Here is a 17,953-nt window from a genome sequence, read left to right as displayed (position 1 = left end):
CGGCCGCCACTCCCGGCGGCCGTCCCCGCCCTCAACCGATCCTGCGCACCGCAAAGGCCCGGTCCCCGCACACCGCCTCCGCGGTGATACGGAGCAGCCCACCGGACGCGACATGCTCGGCGCTGGCGATCACCCGCCCCGCCTCGGTATCCCAATCCGTCACCCGGTAGCGTCCGTCCGGCATTGCGAGTTCCACCCTGGCTGGCTTTCCCGGCGCCCGGTCGACCCGCCCGTCCGGCAACAAGGCCCGCCGCCGCACGATCCAGGCGACCGCCTGCGCATCATCGCCGCACGCAAAGCCGTGATGCCCCCGCGCCGAAATCGCCACCGGCGCCCGCCGCATGTGTCGCCAGTCGATCAGCGGCAGGAACGCCGCCATTGCCCGCTGTGCCCGGCGCATCCCCGGCGTCAGTATATGGGGGTGCCGGTTGGGCCAGCGCATCCCGCCGCCTACCCCGCCAGCCGCCAGATGCGCCCAGCTCATATGCCGGAAATACTCGTCGTCGAACGCTTCGGGCAGCGTCTGGTGCTTGTCCTTGAAGCGGTGGATGGGGCCGTGTTCGGTGTCCAGGAAGGGGCGGCCGTCGGTGATCTCCGCCAGGCATTGCTGCACCACCTCGCCCATCGCCAGCGCCGGCGCGACGGTGTCGCGCGGATCGTCGATCGCGCCGTGGCGATAGATGTGGATCGACGCGAAATCGAGATCGGGGTGGCGAAAGATCGGCTCGGCGATCGGCAGGTCGGGCCGGGTCCACCATTCCGGCCCGAACAGCGATACGGTTTGCGGATGCGACCGGCCATAAAGCCGCTGCTCCAGGCGGCGGACATGCTGCGACAGGTCGGCGATGAATGCCCCGAAGCCGTCCGCCCTGCCCTGCGCCTGTGCGGGATGGATCTCGTTCCACAGGTCCCAGGCGAACAGCACGCCCGATCCGCCCCAGCGCTCGATGATGAACGACAGCCGTGCCTTGATCGCGGCGCGGGTCTCGGGGCACAGCAACAGGCGCGACGGGTGATCCAGCGGCCCGCCATGCGCCGCGTTCCACGGGTGGTGCCGCCAGTGCAGCCACATCCAGAACGTGTCCACCGGGGTCAGCAGGATGCGCATCCCCACCCGCTCGCACATCGCGAACAGGTCGTCCCACAGCCGCACCATCGCGGGCACCGCGGTGCCGGCCGGCCGTTCGAAATAACGATGCCGCACCTGCGCATATTCGATCATCAGCCGCAGGCAGGTGACGCCGTGATCGACCAGCCAGCGCAGATGCGCCTCCACCGTGGGCAGGTCGCGGCGCCGGAACAGCCCTGCGAGTTCGGGCCAGCTGATCGCGTCGTTCTGCCCGATCGGGGTCCAGTCGGCGCCGTCGCCGTCGATGAAATAGGGCGCGTCCGGGGCAACGGCGATCCACGACAGGCTGTTTTTCGACATAGCCGTGCTGTGCCAGCGCCGGACCGAGGGGCCAACGGCCAAGTTGTTGATATCGGTTAGCGTCTGCCGCCGCGGGACGCGCTACGCCCGGTACGGGCGGGGGCCCGGGAGATACAGATTTGCGCGTTCCGCCTGTCGCTGACGACATGCCCATGGGTGGCCTTCCTGCCGGCGGCGTCGCGCCGCTGCTGCTGTGCTTCTGCCACTTGCGCTGGGATTTCGTGTTCCAGCGTCCTCAACATCTGATGACGCGGTTTGCCGCCACCCACCGGGTGGTGGTGTGGGAAGAGCCGATCGTCGGCGGCGACGACGCGCCGCGCCTCGCCCTGCGTGCCGCCGGGCCGCTCCATGTCGTCACGCCGCATTTGCCCCACGGCCTGTCCGGCGAGGATGCCAACACCGCACTGCGCCGCCTGCTCGACGACTTTCTGGCGCTGGAAGGTACCGTGGCGATCCGCTGGTACTACACGCCGATGATGCTCGGCTTTTCGCGCCATGTCGGCTCGGCATGCACCGTCTATGACTGCATGGACGAGCTATCCGCGTTCCGCTTCGCGCCGCCCGAACTGCTGGCGCTGGAAACCGAGCTGCTCGCCGCGGCCGATCTGGTCTTCACCGGCGGCTACAGCCTGTACGAGGCCAAGCGGGAGCGTCACCCGGACGTGCGCCCCTTCCCCTCCAGCGTCGATGTCGCCCATTTCGCCACCGCGCGCGATGTCGAACCGGGCCGGGCGCCGGCCGCACGCTTCGGCTTCTACGGCGTGCTGGACGAACGCATGGACCTCGACCTTCTCGCCGAGCTGGCCGATGCCCATCCCGATTGGACGATCGAGATGGTCGGCCCCGTCGTAAAGATCGACCCCGCCGACCTGCCGCAGCGGGCCAACATCGTCTATCCGGGCCAGCGCAGCTATGACGAGCTGCCCGCTACCATCGCCCGCTGGGACGTGGCGCTGATGCCGTTCGCGCTGAACGAGGCGACCCGCTTCATCAGCCCGACGAAAACGCCCGAATATCTCGCCGCCGGCCGCCCGGTCGTGTCCACCCCCATCGTCGATGTCGCGCGGCATTACGGCACGCTCGATGCGGTCAAGATCGCCGGCCGGGGTGCGCGCTTCATCCAGGCGTGCGAAGAGGCGCTGGCACTGGTTCGCGGCAACACCCGCGACTGGCGCGATGCCGCCGATACCGTCCTCGCCGCCACCTCATGGGACGCGACAGCGGCCGAGATGATGGCAGCGATCGATGAGGCGACCGCCGCCAGCGCGCATCTGGCTGCGCAGGGGCAGCGCCCGCATTATGATTATCTGGTGGTCGGCGCGGGTTTTGCCGGCGCGGTGATGGCCGAGCGGCTGGCGGCGGACGGCGGCAAGCGCGTGCTGGTCGTCGATCGGCGCCCGCACATCGCCGGCAACGCCTATGACGTGGCGGATGCCGCCGGCATCCTGATCCACCAATATGGCCCGCACATCTTTCACACCAATTCGGATGAGGTGTTCGCCTATCTGTCGAACTTCACCCGGTGGCGCACCTATGAGCACCGGGTGCTGGCCGATGTCGACGGCCGGCGCGTCCCCGTGCCGATCAACCGCACGACGCTGAACGCGCTCTACGATGCCGGGCTGGAAACCGACGCGGACGCCGCCGCCTTTCTTGCCGCCCGCGCCGAGCCGGTGGCGCAGGTGCGCACGTCGGAAGACGTGGTCGTCTCGGCGGTTGGGCATGAACTCTACCGCACCTTCTTTCGCGGTTATACCCGCAAGCAATGGGGGCTGGACCCGAGCGCGCTCGACAAATCAGTCACCGCGCGCGTGCCGACCCGCACCTCCACCGACGATCGCTATTTCACCGACCGGCATCAGGCGATGCCCGCCGCCGGCTTCACCGCAATGTTCGCCGCGATGCTGGATCATCCCAACATCACCGTGCTGACGGGCACCGACTTCGCCGAGGCGGCGGCGGCGGTGTCCTATGACCGGCTGGTCTATACCGGGCCGATCGACGAATATTTCGGCTATTGCCACGGCCGGCTGCCGTATCGCTCGCTTCGCTTCGAACACCGGACGCTGCCCGTCGAGCGGCATCAGGAGGTCGCCGTCGTCAACTATCCGGAAGAGGCGGTGCCGCACACGCGCATCACCGAATACAAGCACCTGACCGGGCAGCGTTCACCGGTCACCAGCATCACGATCGAATATCCGGCGGCCGAGGGCGACCCCTATTATCCGATCCCGCGGCCCGAAAACCATCAGCTCTACAAGCGGTACGAGGCGCTTGCCCTGGCCGAGCCCGACGTGATCTTCGTCGGCCGCCTCGCCACCTACCGTTACTACAACATGGACCAGGTGGTCGGACAGGCGCTCGCCACCTACCGCCGCCTGAAGGCCGGGAACGCCGACATCGCCCCCGCCTCCGCCGCCCCCGCCTGACGCCTTACCCAGCCGCCACGCGCGCCAGAAACCGGTCATGCCGCTCCCCATGCGCCAGCACCCGCGCGATCGACGCGCGGATGCTGGCCAGGTGCCCCGACAGGGCCGGCATCGGATAGGCGTCGGCCAGCATGCTATGGTGCGCCGGCAACTGGTTCAGCCCGGCATAGAGGCTGAGCCAGCTCGGATCCTGGAAGCTTTCCCATTCGTAACGCACGAACTCGCCGCAGGCGCGCCAGCCGTCCAGCTTCATCCGCAGGTGGTCGGGCGGCTCGATCGCGCGCATCCGGTCCCAGAAGGGTTCGCCGATACGGCGGTTGAACATGTAGTGGATCAACAGGAAATCGCGGATCCGCTCGAACTCCAGCACCGACTGCCGGTTGTAGACGGCCGCCAGACGGGGATCGATATCCCGCTGCGGCCAGAGCTGGACGAGGCGTTGCAGGCCGGACTGGACGAGCGAGATGCTGGTCGATTCCAGCGGTTCGAGGAACCCCGACGCCAGACCGACGCCGACGACATTGCGGTGCCACACCTCGGCGCGGTGGCCGGGGGTGAAGCGCAGCCGATTGGCATTGCCGAGCGGCGCGCCCTCCAGCCGGTCGCGCAGCGTCTGCTCCGCCTCGTCGTCCGACACATGGTCCGAACAATAGACATACCCGTTGCCGATCCGGTGCTGCAACGGAATATGCCACTGCCACCCCGCGGGCAGTGCCGTCGCGGTCGTGCGCGGATGCATCGTCGCACCCGCCGGCGCGCATGGCATCGCCACCGCGCGATCACAGGGCAACCATTCCCGCCAGTCGCGATACGGAACCCCCATCGCCTCGCCCAGCAACAGGCTGCGAAATCCCGAACAGTCGATCCACAGATCGCCGTGGACCACGGCTCCGGACTCCAGCCGTACGCCGCTTACGTCACCGCTTTCCGGATCGCGCATCACCGCATCGATGCGGGCGGGGACATGGCGCACGCCATTGGCGATGGCCAGGCGGCTGAGCAGATGGGCAAAGCGCACCGCGTCGAAGTGCAGCGCAAAGTTGAAATGGCCCAGGTCGTTCTCGGGCCGGTCGGGCGGCGCGAGGAACAGGCCGTATTCGGCGAGCTGCGTCGCTACGCAATAGGCGTCGAGCGGCGTCGCGTCGCCCGCTGCCCGTGCACGCAACCAGTGATGATGGAAAGGCACGCCCCCGGCCGGCACCCCGTACAGGCCGAAGGGATGAAAGAAGGCATGCCCCTTCGTCTGCCAGTCGACGAAGCGGATGCCGTATTTGATCGTGCCCTCGGTTTCGCGCAGCACCTCCGGCTCGCCGAGTTCGACCGCGGCCAGGAAATCGCGGATCGCCGGCACCGTCGCCTCGCCGACGCCGACCGTGCCGATCGCCGGGCTTTCGATCACCGTGATGTCGGGGCGCAGATGCGACAGGCGCCGCGCCAGATAGGTGGCGGCCATCCATCCTGCGGTGCCCCCGCCGACGATGACGATGGAGCGTAACGGATCGCTCATGCACTGGGCTCCTGACGCCGGCTGTGCTGCCCGTCATAGACGAACGGCGCAGCCGGCCAAGGGGCGTTTCAGAAGCGTGCGCGCACGCCCGCAATGAAGCGACGCTCGTAGATGTTCTCGTTGAACACCTGATCCTTCCACGTCAGGTAATAGCGCTCCGTCTCGCCGGTCAGGTTCGACGCCTGGCCATAGATCGTCAGATACGGCAGGATGTCGTAGCTGACCGAGGCATCGAGATAGTTGGTCGGCTGCTGATACTGGGCCAGCCCCGAGATGCCGCCGTAATCGGAAGAAACGAGACGCTTCGAGCGATAGTTATAGGCGACGCGCGCCTGGAAGCCATATTGCTCGTACCAGAGCGCGGCGTTCACCTGATGCTTGGAATTGTCCTGGAAGGGCTGCTTGTTGCCCGCCAGATCGACCCGGCCCGTCTCGCCCAGCGACAGGGTATAGTTGGCATCCACGCCGAAGCCGCCGAACAGGCCGTTCACGCCGTAATCGGCCAGCGACTGCCGTGCCGAGACCTCGATGCCCTTCAGCGTACCGCCATCGCCCTGCACCGACGTGCTGACCGGCACCTCGCGGCGGATCACGCCGTCATTGTCGGGAATGTCGTTGCGGAACACGGTGGCGTTGGCGATGAAGCTGTCCACCGCGATGTGGAACGCGCCGATCGCGACCAGGCTGGAGCGGCCGGTATAATATTCCAGGCTCGCCTCGACATTGTCCGCACGCCACGGATTGAGCTGCGGATTGCCGCCGAGCGAGGCCGACTGCGCCTCGAACCGAGACGGCGTGATCGAGGTGTTGATCGCATAGTTGACGTTCAGCGCGCCGCCCCACTGGTCGAAGTTCAGCAGCGTCATCGTCTTGGCATAGGAACCGCGCAGGCGCAGCTTCTCGGTCAGGTCGAACGCGATGTTGAAAGCTGGCAGGAAGTCGGTGAACTCACGCCGCGTCAGGATGTCGCCGGCATCCTGCCCCGACACGCCGTAGGGCTGCGGCAGGCCGACGATGTTCTGGCGCACGGTGAAGCGCGTGTTGACGATGCGCAGGCCCCCATTGGCGCGGTAGGGCAGGCCCAGCAACTCGCCCTCGCCGCTCACCTCGGCATAGCCGGAGGCCTGGCGCAGATCGATGTCGAACGAGTTGGCCGGGTTCACATTCTCGCGCAGACCCGGATAGAAGTTGCCGATGAACGCCGCCGGATTGTCCAGCGCCTTGGGATCGATCGTATAGACCTGCGGCGCGCCGGACGCGGGCAGGCTGACGCGCTTCAGGATTTCGGCGAAACGCGGGTCGTTGGCCTGCGCGGCGAAGCCCGCGGTGTAGGGCAGGCCGGCGGAATCGGCGACGCGGCATGCGCCATCGGCCAGGTTCACGTCGATCGCCAGCCACTTGACCAGGCACCCGCCCGCCGGGTTCGCGGGATTGTCGGTGTTGCCGGCATAAAGCGGCGCGACGCGCTCGAAATTATACTGCGACACGCTGCGCTCGCTGTAGCGGCCGCCGAACTTCACCTTGATCTGGTCGGTCGGGCTCCACTGCGCATCGGCGCGCAGTGCCCAGATGTCGCCCTGGCGCCGGAAGTTGTTCTCCGACGACATGGTCTTGAAACCGTAGCGCGACGGGTCCTCGACCTGCGACAGGAACGAGGCCGGATAGGTGAAGACCGGCTGGCCGCTGCTATAGTCGATCGTCGCCTGCTGGCTGTAGGCCTGATAGCCGCCGGGATTGAACGCGACGTCGCCGGTCGGATAGTTGCCGATACCGTTATAGCCCCATTGCGACCCGTTGCCGAGGACGAAGGTGGCATAGCCATTGTCGACGCGCTGCGTCGCCTTGCCATAGATGCCGCGAACGGTGGCGGAGAAGGAGTCGCTTGGCTTCCAGTCGAGTTGCAGATTGTAGTTCTGCGACTCGCCCACCGTCTTGCGGTTCTCCGAATAGGCTTCGACATTGGCGAGGTCGTACAGATAGGTCTGCACGGTGTTGATGTTGTAGCCGTTGCGATCGACCGCGCCGGTGTCGCGCGACCGCGTCGGCAGATAGGGCGACGACATCCAGTCGATCGCGTTGAACGCCAGGCCGGACAGCCGGTCATACTGCGTCTGCTTGGTGTAGAAGCCGTCGGCGGTCAGGCGCAGCGCGTCGTTGACCTCGAACTGCAGCGACGCGTTGGCGCCGAAGCGCTTGCGGCTGGTGATCCGGTTCCACGCATTGTGGTTCTGCGGCGTGATGAAGGAGTCGTTGGCATCGCCGTCGCCGTTCACGTCGAAACCGGTGATCGCGCCCGCCGCGTTGCGCACCGGCGTACCACGGCTGACACCGTTGCGGCCGACCGCGAAGTCGCCCGGATTGGTGGCGCTGCCGCCTTCGTTGCGCAGCATCACGCCGAAATCCTGGATGCCGCGGAACGAGTTCGCCAGCGTCAGGTCGCTATAGGCGGCCGAGGCGAGCAGGCCGAAGCGACCCGAATTGTACGAGATCAGGCCATTGACCGACGGATTGAACTTCTCCGTCCGGTCGCCATACTGCGCCTCGGCCGCTGCCGCGACCGTCAGCCCCGGCTTCATGTCGAACGGCCGCCTGGTCAGCAGGTCGACCGTGCCCGACAACCCCGCCTGTTGCAGCGACGCCGTCGGCGTCTTGAACACGGTCGCGCCCGAGAAGAGTTGCGAGGGAATGTCGTTGAAGTTCGGCTGAACCGTGGTGACCGAGTTGGCGCCGAGGAATTCTTCGCCGTTGAACAGGGTCGTCACCTGCGGCAGGCCGCGGATGTTGATCGCGCCGCCTTCACCCGCCTCGCGGCGGATCTGCACGCCGGGGATGCGCTGCAACGAGTCCGAGATGGTGACGTCGGGCAGCTTGCCGATGTCCTGCGCGCTGATCGCCTCGACCACGCTGTCGGCGTTGCGCTTCACCTCGATCGAGCGTGCCTGCGACGCACGAATGCCGGTGACGACGATGTCCGGTGCACTGTCGTCGGACTGGGTCGGCGCGGCGACCGGGTCCTGCGACGTGGTCGTCGCCTCGATCGCACCACCAGCGGTCTGTGCGGATGCCGATCCCAGCAATGCCGTCATCGCGATCGGCGAGGCCGCAGCCAGCATGACGAAGCGAAGCGGTGCCAACTTACTGGACATCAAGTCATCCTCCCTTTGGAACGTGATCGGTTCGACCATTCTTATCGCGAATTGCTTTAATTAGTGGCGGTCAGAACTGTCAAGCGGCGGCGATCCCCCTAAAGGATGACGGCCACGTTGTTTTCACGTCCACGCAGGGCGGGAGGCATTCCTGGCGTCAGCATGCCGCCCGAACCGCCTCAACCCTGCGAGCAACCAGGCGCAGGGGAGCGCGCAGGGGAACCGTTGCGGACCTTTCCAGTCACCATTCGGTTGTATGAACTCCAGACACTGCAATCAACGCCATCCCGGCCCATGCAGGGGGCCTGCGCGACGCCGGCAGACGTATGCACGTCACGCGACAGGAAGGTGAGAAGGGTTGATGAACATTCCCGACCGGCCGTCCCCACCATCCGATCGCAAGCAGATGGTTGCCGATTTTGCGTTACGGACCGTTGTGGCGATCGCCCTTGCGGCGTTGGCGTTGCTCCTGTGGTGGCTCCACGACATCGTGCTGCTGGTCTTCGCGGCCATTCTGGTCGCGGTCATCCTTCACGCCGCGGCAGCCGGCATCTGCCGCATCGTCCGTTTGCCGCGCAGTATCGCCCTGATCCTGGCAGGGCTGGTGATCGTCGCGGTGCTTGCCGGGGGCACCATGCTGTTCGGTCGGGAGATCGGCAGCCAGCTCGGAAAGCTGGGTGACAGCCTGCCGGCCGCGTGGCAGCGGTTCGCGCAATGGATTGGCGAGGACCGGGTCAAGTCGGTGATGAACACCGCCATGCCCGACGGGTCCACCCTCGCCTCGATGGTGCAATCCGCGTTAGCCGTGGCATCGAGCGCGGTTTCCGGCCTGATCCTCGCCATCCTTGGCGGCATCTATCTGGCGGCCGACCCGGACAGTTACCGGCGCGGCATGCTGGCGATGCTTCCCCACAGTGCGCAAAGCCCGGTGGGTGAGGCATCCGACGCCACCGCTAGGGCGCTGCGCAACTGGCTGCTGGGTCAACTGGTGTCGATGGCAGCGACCTTCACGGCCGTCCTGATCGGCCTCAGCGTTATCGGGGTGCCGTCCGCCCTGGCACTGGCGATCGTCGCCGGGCTGCTGGAATTCATCCCGCTGGTCGGTCCCTTTCTGGGCGCCATTCCGGCCTGTCTGCTTGCCCTGACCCTCGGGGTCGAGAGCTTTGCCTGGACGGTCGGCTTCTTCGTCGTCTGGCAACAGATCGAGGGCAACGCGATGGCGCCGCTGGTCATGCGATACGCGGTGTCGATCCCGCCGGCGGTAACGCTCTTTGCCTTGTTCATCGCCGGCGGCCTGTTCGGCGTGGTCGGCATCCTGCTCGGCGGTCCATTGACGGTCGCGGCCTGGGTGATGGTCAAGCATCTATGGGTGGATACGCGAAAGGCGAGCGCATGAACGATCCGACCGGCGCGAAGATCGCGCAAGCCGCGCCCGATGCCCTTGCCGACAAGGCAGAACTACCCTGGGCTCGGATGATGGTGCTGGCGATGCTGGCGGGAATGTTCATCGGCTTCGGTTCGATCGCCTTTCTGATCGTGCAGGCCAATGCGTATCCGATGACCGGCCCAGGCCAGCTTCTGTCCGGCGCCGCCTTTTCTGTCGGTTTGATCCTGGTGATGCTGACCGGTGCGGAGTTGTTCACCGGCAACACCATGTTCACCCTGCCCGCCGCCATGCACCGGCTGACCGGCCGGCGATTGTTCGCCGCCTGGATCGTCGCGTGGGCAGGCAATCTGGTCGGCAGTGTCGCGCTGGCGGCGCTGTTCACCGCAGCAGGCGGGCTGGAGGGATTGGAGGGCCATGTCGGCGAGGCGGCGGCCCGGGTGGCTCAGGACAAGCTCGATAAGGCGCCAGCTACGATCTTCGCGTCGGGCGTTCTGGCCAATATCCTCGTCTGCCTGGCGGTCTGGATGGCGATGTCCGCTGGCAGCATTCCGGCAAAGATACTGGCGATCATCGGGCCCGTGACGATCTTCGTGGCCGCCGGGTTCGAGCATTCGGTTGCCAACATGTCGCTGATCCCCATCGGCCTGATGGCCGGCACGAGCGGAGGTGCTGTGGCGATCACATCAAACCTCGTTGTCAGCACGATCGGCAATATCGTCGGCGGCAGTCTGGTATCACTCGCACTTGGCGTCGGTCACGGACAATCCTTGTCGGGTGAAGATCATGAAGAATAGGATTTGACGCCAATTCCGCATCCTGCGTTGTTTTTTTGATGATTTGCAGGAACACTGCGCGCGCTCGTCAGTTTACCGGGCGGGCGCGCACTGCGCAAAAAAGGGAGTTCCAGTATGAAGAAGCTTATCGGTTCGGCCATGGCTCTGTCGATGATCGCAACGCCGGTTGTCGCAGCCGCTGCTCCGGCAAACCCCGCTGCCAAGCTGTCGGTCGGCAAGGCACGTGCAGGCACTCCTTCGGCCAAGAGCAACAAGCTCGGCGGCGGCGGCATCCTCGCCGCGGTTCTGCTGGCTGGCATCGTTGCCATTCCGGTGATCGACATCGTCCGCAGCGACGACGATTCGGACAGCAACTAAGACCAATACGCCGGGCCGGAGTGATTTCCGGCCCGGTTTGCCCTACCCCGCTCCTGTCCGATCCGCCCCCGCCGGGCGTCGATCCAGCGACGCGAGAACGTCGTCCAGACTAGCCGGCACGACACGCCTTCCTGCCAGATGATCCATGATCATCTCCCACCATTCCCAAAACGCCGACAGGTCGCACGCATCACGCACATAGGGCGTGTGTCCGGGGACCAGCGACGGCGAATGAAATGAAAGGACCAGCAATTGCTCGCCCCCGGCAAGCAGGGCGTCGATCGCGGCGATAACCGCAGCCACCGGCATCCCCTCCGGGGTCAAGGCCACACGCGACATCATGCCGCTCCGCGCCATGCCCCCCCGGAAGAGCGGCAGACGCGCGAGCTTCGGATAGATCCACGGCCCCTGACTGCGCACCGAGCCGATGAATGCGGTGCTCAGCGGCAGTTCCAGCATGCCGCCGCGAACAAAGGCGGCGGGGCCGATCGCGGCGAAGTCCGGCCCATGGTGGTCACTGTAATCATGATAGGCGCGTACCGAACTGTCGATCCGGTATCCCCGCGCCGCCAGCATCCCCAGGGTAGATGGCCCCAGGCCATACCGACCGGAGCGAAAGGCAATGGGCGGCTGGCCGAACGCCTCGGTCAGCGCGTGGGTCAGATGATCGATCTTCGCCGCTTCCAGCGCGGGCGGCAGATTGCCGGCATAGCTGTTCCGCACACCAACGACTTCCTCGAACGGCGGCGTCACCCATCCGTGCAGTTGCGCGCCGATCGTCGCGCGGCCGTCACCCGCCACGTCGCGCAGAATCGCGACGGCTTCGGGATCGGCCGCCATCGGCGCATCGACCATCATGGTCAGGGCTACGCCGGCGTCGTAAAATCGGCGATGTGCCGCCGGAAGGGCGCGGATAGCGGTCGTCGTATGGTCTGACCGGGTGAATGGCGCCGCCCAGTCGAACTCCTCCTCGACATCGACGAAGACCATAAAACGCCGGCCGAAATCCGCTGGCCAGCGCACCCGTTCGCCCCGCTCCACGGCCGGCATGCGAAAGGGGCCGCGCACCTGCGCCGCCTACAGCAACGACGCCTGCTCCATCGGGCGCCCCGCCGCCGCGGCCGGCAGACGCAGCGTCAACCGGTGCGTCCCGATCATCAGCCCGCCCCCCATCTCCGCCGCCAGCTTCTGCGCCAGACGCAGCGCGAAACCGGTGCCCAGCAACGGCCCGCCCTCGCCCTCGCTCTCCTCCGGAGCCGCATCTAGCGACAGCAGCGACGCATCACCGTCGACCGGCAGCGCGATCGGCCGGTCGATCGTGATCGCCACCGCCCCGTCGCCCGCATCCGCCGCCACGATCCCGATCCGCTCCCCGATCACGCACGCGGACACCAGCGCCGCCATCAACCGCGCCACCAGCCGCTCCACCGCCCGATCATCCGCCGCGACCGCCAGTCGGGCATCCGCCCCGTCCAGCACCACCTCACAATGCCGCAACCCCGCCAACGGCGCCAGGTCAGCCATGATCCGGTTCAGCAAAGGATACACCGGAACGACGCTAGGCCGCAGATCCAGCGCATGTCCCTCGATCCGTGCGGCCGTGTCCAGATCCTCGACCGCCGCCAGCAGATCGCCGGCCAGTTGCCGGATCTCGGCTGCACGCGCGCGGTAGACGGCCGACACCGGACCCAGCAATTCGCTTTCGATCAACTCGGCGAAGCCGGCGACGGCGTTGGTGGGGGTGCGGAGTTCGTGGACGAGTTGGCGCAGGGAGTCTGAGGCAGTGGCCGAGGATGTGGGCGCGGTGCATTCGTCGGGGCGGGGGCGGCGGGCGGTGCCCTGGAGGCCGAGGAAGCGTCCGGTGAGGGGGTCGAAGGAGGGGACGCCCGAGACGCGCCAGGAGCCGGCGGCGTCGGAGCGGCCGCCGACCTGTAACCGCGCGTCGCGAAAGGCGGAACGCCGCCGGAACGCACCCGTGGCGACGCCGTCGAACTGCACATGGCCCTGCGCACTGGCGAGCGCGAAGCTGGCACCGACAAGTGCTGCGCGCGCGACGCCGTCGACCCAGCGGATGACGCCCTGCGCATCGGTTTCGAACCGGAAGCGATCCTGCTCGGGTTCTTCGGGAAGCGGTGCCGGCGCCACGCGCGGCTCCGCTTCGCGCTGACGGTTGAAAGCGTCGATGCGGGCAACAAGATCGGCAATCTCGAAGCGTTGCGGCGGCCCCGCCGGCTCGGGCAACGGATCGGCACCGAGCGGCGCCTGCGTATCGGCGTGCAGCCGGGCGCGGGCGATAAGCGGCAGATCGCGGGCAACATCGCCGAGCGCCACGAACGAACTGTCCGAACGGGGGGTGGCGGGATCCGGGAACGGAGCGGATACAGCCGCCGGAGCAGGAGCCGTGGCCGCAGCGGCCACGGGCGCCTCCACCGGCTGATAGGGCAGGACGAAGTCGGTCGGCCCGAAGCTTTCCAGCCCGCGGCGCACCGCCTGCGACAGGTCGCGGCGGTGGCGCAGGACGGAGCGGCCCGCCGGCGTCAGCCGGGGCAGCAGGGCAAGCCAGTCCCCGTCATCCAGCGTCACGGTCCGCAGCACGGGGCCGGTGATGGCGGGCAGGTCCTGTGCGAAGAGGGCGACCAGCGCAATCGGGGGCGTCGTCAGGGCCAGGGCGCGTGCGCTGGCGGCCCGCACCGCATCGGGCACATGCGGGCGTAGCGTGCGCAGGCGCTCGATCGCGGCATCGTCGGCGGGAACGCGACCACGGCCGATCAGGTCGACCAACTGGCGCCATGACGACTGCGCGCCGAATCCGGTCGCCGTTTCGGCGGAAAGAACCGTCTTCAGGCTGTCGTCGAACCGCACGTGCTAACCCCTTGGCCGGACTGCCGAGCGCAGCACCGATACTTCCGTCCTTACGCACGTCCGGTGCCGGGTGCAAAGGCTCAAAATAAGCACGTCGCAATGTGGGACAATTGCGTTTGCCCGCAATTTTCTTATGTATCGACGTTCCTATGGATTGGGAATGACGAGTATATGTGGAGTTTCGCGTAATGGCCTTTGATCGCATCGACCGGCAAATCCTGGCTTTGCTGCAAGATGACGGGCGGATGACCAATGTCGACCTGGCCGAACGCGTCGGACTGACCGCCCCGCCCTGCCTGCGCCGGGTTCGCGCGCTGGAGGAAGCCGGGGCGATCCGCGGCTATCATGCCGATCTGGATGCGGCACGACTGGGCTTCCCGATCACCGTCTTCGCGATGGTGTCGCTGCGCAGCCAGGCGGAGCATGACCTCGCCGCGTTCGAGAATCACGTTGCGGGCATCCCCGAGGTTCGCGAATGTCACATGTTGAACGGTGAGATCGACTTCATCCTGAAGATCGTCGCGTCGGACCTGAAGAGCTTCCAGGAAATCCTGACGACGCACCTGACGCCGGCCCCCAATGTGGCGAGCGTGAAGACGTCGCTGACGATCCGCACCGCCAAGCAGGTTTCGGGGATTCCGGTCACGGTGGATTGAGGCGCGGGGGCCTGTCTCTCGATACGATGAACAGGTCGGATCGCCCCCCGGACGATTCTGAACATGCTGGGAGCATGTTCACCTGTTCATCTCGATACGCAGCTTTGCTGCTACTCGACAGCTACTCGAGACGAACGGACTTAAGGGCGCTTGTCACGCGATTGATCGACGCCTGGGTGAGCCGCGGGGGATGTGCTTCGACTTCGCTCAGCACGAACGGATCAGAGTGGAATTCGATCTTCGTCGGTCACCCTCACCCTTTTGCGGCTGCGCCGATCCCTCCAGCATCGGGAGAGGAAGAAGACGCCGAAGGCGGCGAAGGGTGAGCGCGACCACGTCTGATCGAATTCGACCCTGGATGTGTGAGGCTTCGCCTCACCACACTCCAGAAACGAAAAGGGGCGGCCCGCGAGGACCGCCCCTTCTTCGTTGCCGGCCGACCGATCAGGCGGCCTGCGAGTCCAGCCAGGTCGTCCAGAAGCCGGCCAGGTCGGCGCGGGGTGCGCCCTTGACGTTGGCGAAGGCCGCCTTGGCTTCGGCCTTGTTGCCCTGTGCTGCCAGCGCGATGCCGAGGCGGGTGTTGACCTCGTCGGCGTTCACGCCGCCCTTTTGCAGCGCCGCGCGGTACAGCTCGACCGCCTTGGCGTAGTTGCCCTGCCCGTAATAGGCCTCACCGGTCACCGCGGCGAGCTTGCCGTCGGCCGCGGCCAGGGCCTTCTTCTCGGTTGGGGCCAGCGATCCTTCCGCCTTGGCCTTGGCCGCGGAGTCCGCCAGCATCGCCTTGGCCGCGCTGTTGCCGGCCGGGATCTTGCCCGATGCGGTGCCTTCGCGCAGCACCGCCTCCGCCTCTGCCGGCAGGCCCTTTTCCGACACGTTCTGGGCATATTCCAGATAGTCGTTCTGGTCGGCAAGCGACTTGGAAGTGCGCATCAGGCGGAACAGATCGATCTTCTGGTTCTTGTCCAGCGTCGCGAGCGAGCCGGGCTGGAGACCATAGATCACCAGCGCGTCACGCCAGTTCTTCGAGGTCGGATAGGCAGCGATCCACTTGCGCATCCAGCCAAGCGTTTCCGGCACCATCTTGCGCTGGTTCGAACGCGCGATGGCGTAGCGGTAATAATCCTCCGGCGCCTTCTGGCCCGATGCGTTGATCTGCTGGATCGCGGCATCCAGGTCGGCATTGGCGCCCGCCACGTCGCCGGTTTCCATCTTGGCCTTGACCATCAGGAGCGGCATTTGCGGATCGTTGTAGCCGAGCTGCTTGGCCTGCTGGAACATCTGCAAGGCGACCGGATACTGCTTGCCGTTATAGGCGAGCGCACCGCGACGAAACGCATAGCGCGCCTTGTCGGCCGGCGGGGTCGAGGCGTTGGCGATCAGCGTGTCGAGCGGCTTGGCCAGCACCGTTTCGTCGAGCGGCGCGTTGGGATTGGCGGCCTGCGCGCCGTACAGTTTGCCCGATTCCAGATCGTAGCGGAGCGCGGCGGCGATATACTTGTCGTCCTCGGTCTTGGCCGCGGCCTCGACGGCGGCGACCGCCGGCTCTGCCGCGGCATAGTCCTTGGCCTGGAGCAGCGGCTGCGCGGTCTGCGCGGCCTTCAGGGCATCCGGGCTCAGCTTCAGGCCGCCGGCTTCTTCCTTCTTGTTCTTCTGGGCAGCGGCCACCGGTGCCGTGACGGCAATCGTGCTGACGCCCGTGGCAAGCACCGCCATCAGTGCCAGCTTCGAGAACATCTTCATGCGGAATCTCTCCTGTTGAGCATCTTGCGCGTGGAAAAGGGTTAGGGCGCTTCTAGGGGCAGCCGCCCACCCATTCAAGCGAACCACCCCCTTTTGCCGAACGGACGCTGAACGCGGATTGAATAGCGAAGCTCCCGCCTGTAGCGCCGCTTTCACCATGATTGCCGTTATTTCACCCGCCAAGACGCTCGATTACGACACCCCGCCGCCCGTCGATACCCGCACCCATCCGCGCCTTGCCGGGGAAGCGCAGACACTGGCCGCTGCTGCCGCAAAGCTGGGGGCCGAGGCGCTGGGCAGCCTGATGCGCATCTCCCCGGCACTGGCGACGCTGAACGCGCAGCGCTTCGCCGGGTTTGCGGACGCGCCGGAGCGCCCGGCAATGTTCGCCTTTGCCGGCGACGTCTATGCGGGGCTGGACGCCTATACGCTGGACGAGGCGCAGGTGGCGTTCGCACAGGATCATCTGCGGATGCTGTCGGGCCTGTATGGCCTGCTGCGCCCATTGGACGCGATGCGCCCGTACCGGCTGGAAATGGGAACGCGCTGGGCACCGGGGGGCACGAAGCTGACCGAATGGTGGGGGGACCGGATCGCGACCCTGCTGGAAGATGATGTGGCCGCGGAAGGATCGGGGACGGTGCTGAATCTGGCGAGCCAGGAATATTGGCACGCGGTCAAGGGTCGCCTGCCCGCCGACATCCGCGTGATCGCGGTGGATTTCCGCGAAGGCGACCGTTTCGTCAGCTTCCACGCCAAGAAGGCGCGCGGGCTGATGGCACGCTGGCTGGTCGAGCACCGGGTGACGGACACCGACGCGATGCGCGGCTTCGATGCCGATGGCTATGCCTATGACGCGGCCGCGAGCAGCGCCGACCAGTGGACCTTCCGGCGATGAGCGCGAAACAGGCCGTGGTGATCGGCGCATCCGGCGGGATCGGTGCCGCGCTGGTCGAGGCGCTTCGCGACGAGGATATCGCAACCCGCGGCTTTGCGCGGTCCTTTGCCGGCGCGGACCATATCGACCTGGAGGACGAGGCCAGCATCGCGGCAGCGGCGGCTTCGCTCTCCACCGCGCCCGATCTGGTGATCGTCGCGACCGGCCTGCTGCACGCGAGCGATCGGGGTCCCGAGAAGAGCATCGCGCACCTCGATCCCGCCTGGCTGCACCGGCAATTCGCGGTCAACGCGATCGGCCCCGCGCTGGTCGCCAAGCATTTCCTGCCGCTGATGCCGCGGGCCGGGCGCACCGTATTCGCCGCCCTCTCCGCCCGTGTCGGCTCGATCTCCGACAACCGGCTCGGCGGATGGTATGGATACCGCGCCTCCAAGGCGGCGCTGAACCAGTTGGTGCGCACCGCCTCTGTCGAGGAGAAGCGACGCAACGACCGCTCCATCGTGGTCGCGCTGCACCCCGGCACCGTCGATACCGCATTGTCGAGGCCGTTTCAGGCCAATGTCCAGGCCGGGCGGCTGTTCGACGCCGGGCGCGCGGCGGTGCAGTTGCTGGACGTGATCGACGGGTTGCGGGTGATCGACAGCGGCAAGCTGTTCGACTGGGAGGGAAAAGAGGTTTCACCCTGACGGTGGCGGGGGCCTTGCCGCAGCGTTTGCAACGACTTGGCCCCTGCCCCGCCCCCTCGCGC

The 17,953-nt window shown here is 66.7% G+C and carries 13 protein-coding genes; 7 read left to right on the top strand and 6 right to left on the bottom strand.

The genetic code is table 11. The features are described 5' to 3' along the window. Positions 1–31: 31 nt before the first annotated feature. The gene (locus tag OXR08_RS05470) at positions 32–1,429 is read right to left on the bottom strand and encodes a hypothetical protein (protein ID WP_267348381.1); all 1,398 of its coding nucleotides are present in this window, start codon (positions 1,427–1,429) and stop codon (positions 32–34) included. Positions 1,430–1,581: 152 nt separating this feature from the next. Between OXR08_RS05470 and glf the strand changes: the two genes are divergently transcribed. Beyond that, the gene (gene glf / locus OXR08_RS05465) at positions 1,582–3,858 is read left to right on the top strand and encodes a UDP-galactopyranose mutase (RefSeq protein WP_267348379.1); all 2,277 of its coding nucleotides are present in this window, start codon (positions 1,582–1,584) and stop codon (positions 3,856–3,858) included. A gap of 4 nt (positions 3,859–3,862) precedes the next feature. Here the strand turns inward: glf and OXR08_RS05460 are convergent, their stop codons facing one another. Beyond that, entirely contained in the window at positions 3,863–5,365 is a 1,503-nt protein-coding gene (locus OXR08_RS05460) for a tryptophan halogenase family protein (protein WP_267348377.1), read from the bottom strand. Positions 5,366–5,433: 68 nt separating this feature from the next. Further along, positions 5,434–8,511, bottom strand: a complete 3,078-nt coding sequence (locus OXR08_RS05455) for a TonB-dependent receptor (RefSeq protein WP_267348375.1) — start codon at positions 8,509–8,511, stop codon at positions 5,434–5,436. A gap of 436 nt (positions 8,512–8,947) precedes the next feature. Here OXR08_RS05455 and OXR08_RS05450 point away from each other — a divergent pair, with 436 nt between their 5' ends. From OXR08_RS05450 to OXR08_RS05440, 3 genes are all read left to right on the top strand, one after another. Continuing rightward, positions 8,948–9,907: an AI-2E family transporter gene (locus OXR08_RS05450; RefSeq protein WP_267348373.1), complete on the top strand. Its 960-nt coding sequence runs from the start codon at positions 8,948–8,950 to the stop codon at positions 9,905–9,907. Further along, positions 9,904–10,692 carry a formate/nitrite transporter family protein gene (locus OXR08_RS05445; protein WP_267348371.1) on the top strand — a complete coding sequence of 263 codons (789 nt, stop codon included), beginning with the start codon at positions 9,904–9,906 and terminating at the stop codon, positions 10,690–10,692. The genes OXR08_RS05450 and OXR08_RS05445 overlap by 4 nt, the downstream gene beginning before the upstream one ends. A gap of 114 nt (positions 10,693–10,806) precedes the next feature. Then, positions 10,807–11,049 carry a hypothetical protein gene (locus OXR08_RS05440; RefSeq protein ID WP_112383952.1) on the top strand — a complete coding sequence of 81 codons (243 nt, stop codon included), beginning with the start codon at positions 10,807–10,809 and terminating at the stop codon, positions 11,047–11,049. A 42-nt stretch (positions 11,050–11,091) separates the two neighbouring features. Here the strand turns inward: OXR08_RS05440 and OXR08_RS05435 are convergent, their stop codons facing one another. Both OXR08_RS05435 and OXR08_RS05430 read right to left on the bottom strand, forming a co-directional pair. Beyond that, the gene (locus OXR08_RS05435; protein WP_267348369.1) at positions 11,092–12,117 is read right to left on the bottom strand and encodes a polysaccharide deacetylase family protein; all 1,026 of its coding nucleotides are present in this window, start codon (positions 12,115–12,117) and stop codon (positions 11,092–11,094) included. A gap of 9 nt (positions 12,118–12,126) precedes the next feature. Beyond that, positions 12,127–13,911: a hypothetical protein gene (locus tag OXR08_RS05430; protein ID WP_267348367.1), complete on the bottom strand. Its 1,785-nt coding sequence runs from the start codon at positions 13,909–13,911 to the stop codon at positions 12,127–12,129. Positions 13,912–14,099: 188 nt separating this feature from the next. Between OXR08_RS05430 and OXR08_RS05425 the strand changes: the two genes are divergently transcribed. Next, positions 14,100–14,567: an Lrp/AsnC family transcriptional regulator gene (locus OXR08_RS05425; RefSeq protein WP_112383955.1), complete on the top strand. Its 468-nt coding sequence runs from the start codon at positions 14,100–14,102 to the stop codon at positions 14,565–14,567. A 444-nt stretch (positions 14,568–15,011) separates the two neighbouring features. Here OXR08_RS05425 and OXR08_RS05420 read toward each other — a convergent pair whose 3' ends face one another. Beyond that, on the bottom strand, positions 15,012–16,307 hold the full coding sequence (locus OXR08_RS05420) for a hypothetical protein (RefSeq protein WP_112383956.1): 1,296 nt from the start codon (positions 16,305–16,307) through the stop codon (positions 15,012–15,014). 157 nt (positions 16,308–16,464) lie between these two features. Here OXR08_RS05420 and yaaA point away from each other — a divergent pair, with 157 nt between their 5' ends. Then, positions 16,465–17,205: a peroxide stress protein YaaA gene (gene yaaA, locus OXR08_RS05415; protein WP_267348365.1), complete on the top strand. Its 741-nt coding sequence runs from the start codon at positions 16,465–16,467 to the stop codon at positions 17,203–17,205. Beyond that, a complete protein-coding gene (locus OXR08_RS05410) occupies positions 17,202–17,891 on the top strand; it encodes an SDR family NAD(P)-dependent oxidoreductase (RefSeq protein WP_267348363.1) in 690 nt (229 codons plus the stop codon). Before yaaA ends, OXR08_RS05410 begins: the two co-directional genes overlap by 4 nt. Positions 17,892–17,953 lie beyond the last annotated feature (62 nt).

It is taken from the genome of Sphingomonas sp. GM_Shp_2 (assembly GCF_026540875.1).
Classification (GTDB): Bacteria; Pseudomonadota; Alphaproteobacteria; order Sphingomonadales; family Sphingomonadaceae; genus Sphingomonas; species Sphingomonas carotinifaciens.
This window is presented reverse-complemented; position numbering and strand designations above follow the sequence as displayed.

Excerpts from the sequence above, each read along its gene's own strand:
- OXR08_RS05470 (WP_267348381.1), bottom strand. The coding sequence starts at position 1,429 with ATGTCGAAAAACAGCCTGTCGTGGATCGCCGTTGCCCCGGACGCGCCC.
- glf (WP_267348379.1), top strand. The coding sequence starts at position 1,582 with ATGGGTGGCCTTCCTGCCGGCGGCGTCGCGCCGCTGCTGCTGTGCTTC.
- OXR08_RS05460 (WP_267348377.1), bottom strand. The coding sequence starts at position 5,365 with ATGAGCGATCCGTTACGCTCCATCGTCATCGTCGGCGGGGGCACCGCA.
- OXR08_RS05455 (WP_267348375.1), bottom strand. The coding sequence starts at position 8,511 with ATGTCCAGTAAGTTGGCACCGCTTCGCTTCGTCATGCTGGCTGCGGCC.
- OXR08_RS05445 (WP_267348371.1), top strand. The coding sequence starts at position 9,904 with ATGAACGATCCGACCGGCGCGAAGATCGCGCAAGCCGCGCCCGATGCC.
- OXR08_RS05440 (WP_112383952.1), top strand. The coding sequence starts at position 10,807 with ATGAAGAAGCTTATCGGTTCGGCCATGGCTCTGTCGATGATCGCAACG.
- OXR08_RS05425 (WP_112383955.1), top strand. The coding sequence starts at position 14,100 with ATGGCCTTTGATCGCATCGACCGGCAAATCCTGGCTTTGCTGCAAGAT.
- OXR08_RS05420 (WP_112383956.1), bottom strand. The coding sequence starts at position 16,307 with ATGAAGATGTTCTCGAAGCTGGCACTGATGGCGGTGCTTGCCACGGGC.
- yaaA (WP_267348365.1), top strand. The coding sequence starts at position 16,465 with ATGATTGCCGTTATTTCACCCGCCAAGACGCTCGATTACGACACCCCG.
- OXR08_RS05410 (WP_267348363.1), top strand. The coding sequence starts at position 17,202 with ATGAGCGCGAAACAGGCCGTGGTGATCGGCGCATCCGGCGGGATCGGT.